Genomic DNA, 7,667 nt, shown 5'->3' with positions numbered 1-7,667 from the left:
TTGTTTCCCATTTATTCATATGCAGATAGTTGTACTATTTTATTATTTCCTGTACGATATTAAACAAATTAAATCAGGGAGTGAGGGCTATGGAATGATTATCTCTTTTAAGTGATAACTTGCGGGCGTGGCAGGATCTATTTTAAATATAAATTCAGGTTATAGCATGTGGAGAAAACAGTATTTCATTCTTTATTCAATTTTATTTTTATTTGTTTTTAAGGCGGGTGCGCAACAGCAGGCGGTTTTCAGAAATTCCGCCGCACCGTTGAACGAGCGGGTAAATGATTTGTTGCATACACTTACGCTGGAAGAGAAGATTTCGCTGCTGGGATATAACAGTCCGGCGGTAGAGCGACTGCAGCTCCCGGCATATAACTGGTGGAATGAAGCCTTGCATGGTATTGCCAGGGGCGGCGAAGCCACGGTATATCCGCAGGCTATCGGGCTGTCGGCCACCTTTAACGCGCCATTGGCGCGGGAGGTTGCCAATACCATTTCCACGGAAGCGCGTGCCAAGTACAACCTGGCAGTGCAGCAGCACCGGCATGTACAGTACCTGGGGCTGAACTTCTGGACGCCTAACATTAATATTTTCCGTGATCCCCGCTGGGGCCGTGGGCAGGAAACCTATGGAGAAGATCCTTACCTGACGGCTACGATGGCCGGTGCTTTTGTGCAAGGACTGCAGGGAGATGTACCGGGTATGCTAAAAACAGCTGCCTGTGCCAAGCACTTCGCGGTACACAGCGGGCCGGAAGCGGATCGTCATAGTTTTAATGCTATTATCGATGAAAAGGATTTGAGAGAAACCTATCTCTATGCGTTTAAGAAACTGGTAGATGGTAAAGTAGAATCTATCATGTGTGCGTATAACCGGGTAAACAGTCAGCCTTGCTGCACCGGTAATACGCTGTTACAGGATATACTGCGTCATGAATGGAAATTCGGCGGGCAGGTAGTAACGGATTGCTGGGCGCTGGATGATATCTGGTTAAGGCATAAGGCCATTCCTACACGGGAAGAGGTGGCAGCGGCGGCCATTAAAGCCGGGGTAAACCTTGACTGTGCCAACATCCTGCAGGACGATGTGATGAAAGCCATCAACAAGGGCTGGCTCAAGGCAGCGGACGTAGACAGCGTACTGGTGGCCAGTTTGCGTACGCAGGTAAAACTGGGGCTTTACAATGCACCGGAAGAGAGTCCTTATGGCCGGTTTGGGGCAGATAGCGTAAACAATGCCTACCATGCCGGGCTGGCACGTGAAGCGGCGAGGGAAAGTATGGTATTATTGAAGAACGATGGCGTATTACCATTGAACAAAGATAAATATGCGTCTATGCTGGTAACAGGTTCCAACTCTGCTTCCCTGGAAGCGTTGATGGGCAACTACCATGGCGTATCCGGTAACATGGTAACTTTTGTAGCGGGCCTTGCTACGGCAGCAGGACCGGGTATGGCGATGCAATATGACCAGGGATGTGATTTCACGGATACGCTGCACTTTGGCGGCATCTGGGCATCGCAGAACTGTGATGTAACGGTGGCGGTAATTGGCTTAACGCCTTTGCTGGAAGGAGAAGAAGGTGATGCGTTTCTTTCTGCCTCCGGTGGAGATAAAAGTACCTTAAGCTTACCCCGTTCACAGATCCTGTTTATGAAGAAGCTGCGGGAAGCGCATAAGAAACCGATCATAGCGGTAATTACTGCCGGTAGTGCGGTAGATGTGGCCGCCATTGCACCTTACGCAGATGCGGTGATACTGGCCTGGTATCCGGGTGAACAAGGCGGTAATGCCCTCGCGGATATCATCTTCGGAAAATATTCGCCCGCAGGGCGTCTGCCGGTTACATTTTATAATTCCCTGAACGACTTACCGGACTATAAAGACTATAGCATGAAAAACCGTACCTACCGTTATTTTAAAGGTAATACGGCATATGCTTTCGGTTACGGTCTTAGCTATACGAAATTTGATTACGCCTGGCAAGCAGCTCCTGCAAAGGAATACAAGAGCAATGATACTATTCGTGTAGCCGTAGCCGTGAAAAATACCGGCGCTTATGATGGTGATGAAGTAGTGCAGGCATATGTGAGTTATCCTGCTATGGAACGCATGCCTGCAAAGGAGTTGAAAGCATTTAAACGGGTGCTGGTGAAACAGGGAGGACAGGAAATTGTGCAGCTGGAAATACCGGTAGCAGAATTGCAGAAATGGGATTTATCCCAACATGCCTGGAAAATATATAAAGGCACTTATAAGATTAATATAGGAAAGAGTTCGGCGGACTTTGTACTCACAAAAGAACTGCGTATAAAATAAATAATTATCGCTTACGCAGCACAGCTGCTGCGTAAGCGATATCCGCTACGCAACCATACGATCTACTACTCTCTTTAGGGAAAGCCCCTATACAATAATAGAGAACAACACCACAAAATAGCTGGCCGAAAGAATAATTTCTTTATACGGTGCCTATGGTTCCGGGAAGTTTAATAAAGCGGTTGTTGATGTAGGAAATTAAAGCACTAATGGTAACTAAAGCCGTTATCAGTGTAAAAGTGTTCATAAGCAAATCGAATAATGCCAGTTAAAAAATCAGGTTCCTAATGATGCTACAGTTTTTCCGGAGTGCTTTAGAGATAGAAAAAAATGTCACAAATCATTGCCTGACGGGCAGTATCGGGTTACTTTTTCTTTGAAGGCTTAGCATTTGCATTGAATTTTAATGCCATTTTAATCCAATGCTGTAATTGTTTTTGGGTATTGAGTACTTCTTCCTCTACAAAAATAAATCCTTTCATTTCTTTGCCGCCGTGTATCATTACTTCCGCGCCGGATTCCGCTTCCACTATGGCATCGGAGGTAGCAGGATCTATTCTTACCATCATTTTGTCGGGGCGTACGCACACACACATTTTATCGTTGACCATAAAACAGAGTCCGCCGAACATTTTCTTTTCTTCTACATTGCTGGTGGTGGCAGCCAGGATTTCACGAACACGGTCAGCCAGTTTTTCATTGTATGCCATGGGTGTTGTTTTTTGGGAGATGATAAAGGTACAACTTCCTTTAATGGCCGTAATGTTTTTCCAATGCTTCGTAAAGCAGCGTTAGTCCTTCATATACTTTATCGCGTTGTATATTGGTGAAGAAGATATAGGCCCTGTTGGCATCTTTAATAATATGTACTGTTGTGATGAAGGTACCGGGATTCCCGGTGTTTTCCGATACCAGGTGGCCGGCATCGTTCATTTGCCAGAACCAGCCCACTGCAAATTTTGGTAAGCCGTAGTACAGAAAGTTAAAATCGGCTGCAGTCAGCAGGGGAGAGGTACCTGCAAATCCTTTCAGCTGTTCCTGTATGTACCGGGCATAATCAGGGAGAGTGATATTGATGTTGCCGGCTGCCATCAGCCAGTTGAGTTTATAGTTGCTGGCGGGCGCTTCTGCCTGTCCGCTGGCATCATGGCCCCAGGTTTGGGTGGTGTCGGGGAAATTGGGGGCGCCAAAGGCGAAATGAATATGTAATTGTTGCCCGAGGTCGGCGATCAGCTGCGGGTAGGTTTTATGCGATGCCTTTTCCAGCATCAATCCTGCGAGCGCATAGCCCGCATTGGTAAGATTGAGTGTAGCCGTGTCCGTTACCGGTGGTTGTCGCAATAGCCATTTCACAAAGGCGTAGCGTTGCTGGGCCTCATTTCCCCGGATCTGTTGCTTTGTGGGGACGGCATTGGTATAAGTATAGCGGGGCAGTTTATTACGGAAAGTAAGGGTCTGTAGCAGGGTAATATGCTGATAGGCGGCATTACTGCTACTTTTCAGCTCGGGGAAAAGTGAGAAGAAAGGTGTGTTCCATTGAACCAGCTGCCGCTTTACCAGCAAAGCCGCCACCATACCGGTAATGGCCTTGGTATTGGAGCCAATGCGAAAGCGGTCGTTCAGCGTGGCGGGCGTATTCGCTTTTTTATCTCCCAGCATTTCCATTTCCAGGATACTATCTGCCGATACCACGGCATAGCCGAGCGCAGGAATATCATATGCTTTCCGGATACTATCCGCCAGGGGTTTGAATGATTGTGCATGGGCTGTAAAGGAAAGCAGGAGCAGGGCGACGGCTGGTATCTTCATAAAATATTTAAAGGTAAAAGATAGCGGAAGGATTTTCAAATTCTCTGTTTAATATTGTAAAGAAATTATTTGTTATGACCGCTGCCGGATCTTTTCATGATTATCTTCAATCGCTGCATCCCCTTACGGCGGCAGACTGGGAACTGTTGTTGACCGCTTTGGAAGTACGCACGGTAAAAGAAGGTACGGTATTGTTGCCCGAGGGTAAAATAGCGAGAGAAATATTCTTTATCAGCAAAGGTATATTGAGGTTGGTAAAGCATTCGGACGAAGGAGAAGATATTACGTTGTTTTTTCTGAAAGAAAATAAATGTGCTACCATCCTTGATAGCTTTTTACAGGAGATACCTGCTATGTATGGACTGGAAACCGCTTGTGACGCGGAATTGGTGGTATTGCATAAGGAGCAACTATTACGGTTATACGAAAAAATCCCTTATCTGAAATCATTGATCTCGGGTATTAATCAGCAGGTATTAATGGAAAAGATACGTACCCGAAATGAATATACCGGGCTGGATGCCGCGCAGGGGTATCGTCATTTTATGCAGCAGGCGCCGGATATCGCCGCCCGTGTGCCTTTGAGTATGATTGCCTCTTTCCTGGGGATCACACAACAATCACTTAGCCGGATTCGAAAAAATTATACTGCTTAAGATCATTTTACCATTTGGTAAATGCCATCCCGTGGCCGCGTGCGAAATTTGTATTCATAAAAAATAAACGGTTATGATAACAAATCTCACGGATAAAAAGGTGATGGTACTCGGTGGCTCTGCAGGTATAGGTTTAGCTACCGCACAGGCGGCGGCGGCGGATGGTGCGCTGGTGATGATTGTTTCCAGTAATCTGGAGCGGGTAAATCAGGCGTTGGCTACTTTGCCTGCCACGGCGCAGGGTTTCACAATAGACTTACGGGATGAAGCAGCGGTGCGTGATTTCTTTGAGAGCGCCGGTGCATTTGATCACCTGGTATTTACGGCGGGAGGTCCTTTCCCGTTCGGGCAGGTGGCGGAGGTGAGTGCCGCCGATATGGAGGAAGCTTTACAGTTACGTTTTCTGGGTGCTATGAATGCGGTGAAATATGCGAGTCCGCATATTCTGCCGGGAGGGTCGGTGGTATTGACCACCGGAATCGCCAATTTACGGCCACAGAAGGGCTGGGCAGTGGGCGCCTGTATCTGTGGCGCCATGGAGGGATTAACCCGCGTATTGGCCATGGAATTGGCGCCTATACGGGTCAATGCAGTGTCTCCGGGTATTGTGAAAACCGAATTATGGGCAGGTATGGCAGCCGCTGATCGCAAAGCGATGTATGCGCAGGCGGCCAGCATGTTGCCGGTAGGCCGGGTAGGCGAAGCGACAGATATTGCACAGACTTACTTATACCTGATGCGCGAAGGTTTCAGCACCGGGCAGATTATTGTGGTAGACGGCGGCGCCGTGATGGTTTAGTGAGCCATTGCAGCACCGGCAGAATCAGCTGCCACCCTGGTTTTAATACTCCTGCTGCAGATCACTAAAATTGATAATGCGATCAGTGCAGCGGCGCACATAATGGCGGCCATTGGGGTAGCCGTGTGCGTATTGTATAAACTCACTACCGTAGAGGCCAAAGCCCCAAGACCCATTTGGATGGCGCCCATCAGGGACGAAGCGCTGCCGGCGTTTTTGGTGAAGGGCGCCAGTGACAAAGCCGCGGTGTTTGGATTGATAAAACCAATACAGCAGAGATACACAAACAGGAGGGCGATGATGCCAGGCAATGATAACCAGTTATTCCAGGCACATATCACGAAAATAAGACCGGTAATAGTTTGGGAAATAAGCGCTATTGGTACTATTTGCTGACTGGTGAAGCGTCTTAATAAGATGCTGTTCACCTGGCTGGAGCCAATCAGTCCGATAGACAGGAACGCGAAGATCCAGCCATAGGCTTTATCACTCAGCTTGTAGATGTCCATGAATACCTGCGGAGAAGCAGATACATAGGCAAATAGTCCTGAAAAGGAGATGGCGCCGGCAAAGCAATAAGTATAAAACTGCGGTTCGCTGACCACAGAAAGGAAGTTATTGATAATAGGTCTGGGTTTGAGCGACATGGAGGTGTCTGGTTTGTAACTCTCCGGCAGCCAGAAGATGGTGGCCAGCAGGATCAGGGCGCCCATGGCGCCGAGTATGAGAAACACGGTATGCCAGCTATAGGCGCTGGTCACGTAGCTGCCTACAGTAGGGGCTATCATGGGAGAGGTGCCTACTACCAGCATGAGCAATGCAAACACTTTAGCATTTTCCTTTACGGGAAACAGGTCACGCACCATGGCTACAGATGCCACAGCCGCTGCGCAGCTGCCGATGGCCTGCACAAACCGGAGAATGATCAGGCTGTTCAGCGAGGCTGCATAGATACATCCTATGGAGGAGATCACGTAGAGCAGGAGCCCTATGTATAAAGGTTTTTTTCTTCCAAAACGGTCCAGCAGCGGGCCATATAACAACTGGCCGGCTGAAATACCGATGAAGAAACTGGACAGGGAAAGTGCCACCCGTGTAGGGTCTACACCTAAATCCTTCCCGATCGCCGGAAAGCCGGGCAGGTACATGTCAATGGAAAATGGTCCTAATGCAGTAAGCGTACCTAATATAAGAATTAACGAAATATATTTCGCTCTGGAGAGTTCGTTGGCCAAGGTAAATATCTCTTTAAAAATGCACCGCAAAAATAAACAGAAAAAGCGAGGACTGTTGACCGCGATTGTCTGGTCCCTGTAAAGATCCTGTTATGTTTTTTATGACGCTTTGATGTCAATCAGAAAATCATATAGCGGTGTTTCACCCGTCACATTTAGTTTTTTGCGTAGCCGGTACCGGCTGGTTTCCACGCCCCGTACGGATATACCCATAGACTGGGCAATTTCTTTGGTGGTTAAATTGATGCGCAGATAGGCACATAATTTCAGATCGGTAGTGGTGAGTTCGGGAAATGATTTTTTCAGCGTGCGTAAAAAGTTATTATGCACTTCATCAAAATGTTGGGAGAACTGTGCCCAGTCTTCTTCGTTATTTTCTGCTTCTTCAAACAGCCGCATTACTTTTTTGAAAGAAGGTAATACCGACGTATCGTTTGTTTTTTTTATGCTTTGAATAAATTCTTCCCGGATATTGGATAACAGCTTGCCTTTCTGTACCAGGTGCAGGGTAGCGGTGGCCAGTTCTTTATTTTTGTGCAGTACATCTGATTCCAGTTTTTCATTACGGAGTTGGATCAGTTGTTTTTCATTTCTCTCCAATTCCAGCTGGTGTTGAAAAATGAGGTGTTGTTGTTCCTGCTTATGCTTTTCTTTTTGTGCGGCAAATTTCTTTTTTTGCCGCCGGAACAGGAAATAGATGAAACCTGCCAGTAGCAAAAGATACAGCGCCCAGGCGACATCCGTTTGATACCAGGCAGGCAAAATGGTAAAGGTATACGTAGCCGCGGGAGAGATATTGCCAAGATTATCTTTTGCTTTCACAGAAAAAGTATAATGGCCATAGG

Annotated in this window: 7 protein-coding genes; 3 read left to right on the top strand and 4 right to left on the bottom strand. The window is 47.2% G+C overall.

All coding sequences use genetic code 11. From position 1 onward, the window contains the following. Nucleotides 1-166 precede the first annotated feature (166 nt). Nucleotides 167-2,323: a glycoside hydrolase family 3 protein gene (locus tag VIP81_RS24685; protein WP_331967612.1), complete on the top strand. Its 2,157-nt coding sequence runs from the start codon at nt 167-169 to the stop codon at nt 2,321-2,323. Between the two features lie 365 nt (nt 2,324-2,688). Here VIP81_RS24685 and VIP81_RS24680 read toward each other — a convergent pair whose 3' ends face one another. Next, nucleotides 2,689-3,033: a TfoX/Sxy family protein gene (locus tag VIP81_RS24680; RefSeq protein ID WP_331967609.1), complete on the bottom strand. Its 345-nt coding sequence runs from the start codon at nt 3,031-3,033 to the stop codon at nt 2,689-2,691. Between the two features lie 40 nt (nt 3,034-3,073). Next, the gene (locus VIP81_RS24675) at nt 3,074-4,132 is read right to left on the bottom strand and encodes a serine hydrolase domain-containing protein (RefSeq protein ID WP_331967605.1); all 1,059 of its coding nucleotides are present in this window, start codon (nt 4,130-4,132) and stop codon (nt 3,074-3,076) included. A gap of 74 nt (nt 4,133-4,206) precedes the next feature. On the opposite strand from VIP81_RS24675, the gene VIP81_RS24670 reads away from it, so the two are divergent. Both VIP81_RS24670 and VIP81_RS24665 read left to right on the top strand, forming a co-directional pair. Then, nucleotides 4,207-4,788 carry a Crp/Fnr family transcriptional regulator gene (locus tag VIP81_RS24670; protein WP_331967604.1) on the top strand — a complete coding sequence of 194 codons (582 nt, stop codon included), beginning with the start codon at nt 4,207-4,209 and terminating at the stop codon, nt 4,786-4,788. A 73-nt stretch (nt 4,789-4,861) separates the two neighbouring features. After that, the gene (locus VIP81_RS24665) at nt 4,862-5,587 is read left to right on the top strand and encodes an SDR family oxidoreductase (protein WP_331967602.1); all 726 of its coding nucleotides are present in this window, start codon (nt 4,862-4,864) and stop codon (nt 5,585-5,587) included. On the opposite strand, the gene VIP81_RS24660 is transcribed toward VIP81_RS24665, so the two are convergent. Next, entirely contained in the window at nt 5,584-6,822 is a 1,239-nt protein-coding gene (locus tag VIP81_RS24660) for a multidrug effflux MFS transporter (protein WP_331967598.1), read from the bottom strand. The genes VIP81_RS24665 and VIP81_RS24660 overlap by 4 nt on opposite strands. 99 nt (nt 6,823-6,921) lie before the next feature. Further along, the coding region (locus VIP81_RS24655; RefSeq protein WP_331967594.1) for a LuxR C-terminal-related transcriptional regulator at nt 6,922-7,667 on the bottom strand (746 nt) is incomplete at its 5' end.

Source organism: Chitinophaga sp. (assembly GCF_036566945.1).
In the GTDB taxonomy this organism is placed as follows: Bacteria; Bacteroidota; Bacteroidia; order Chitinophagales; family Chitinophagaceae; genus Chitinophaga.
Note: the sequence above shows the minus strand (reverse complement) of the source record. Positions and strands in the feature narration are given on the sequence as shown.

What these genes read in the sequence shown, in the direction of transcription:
- VIP81_RS24685 (WP_331967612.1), top strand. Translation starts at nt 167, where the DNA reads ATGTGGAGAAAACAGTATTTCATTCTTTATTCAATTTTATTTTTATTT.
- VIP81_RS24680 (WP_331967609.1), bottom strand. Translation starts at nt 3,033, where the DNA reads ATGGCATACAATGAAAAACTGGCTGACCGTGTTCGTGAAATCCTGGCT.
- VIP81_RS24675 (WP_331967605.1), bottom strand. Translation starts at nt 4,132, where the DNA reads ATGAAGATACCAGCCGTCGCCCTGCTCCTGCTTTCCTTTACAGCCCAT.
- VIP81_RS24670 (WP_331967604.1), top strand. Translation starts at nt 4,207, where the DNA reads ATGACCGCTGCCGGATCTTTTCATGATTATCTTCAATCGCTGCATCCC.
- VIP81_RS24665 (WP_331967602.1), top strand. Translation starts at nt 4,862, where the DNA reads ATGATAACAAATCTCACGGATAAAAAGGTGATGGTACTCGGTGGCTCT.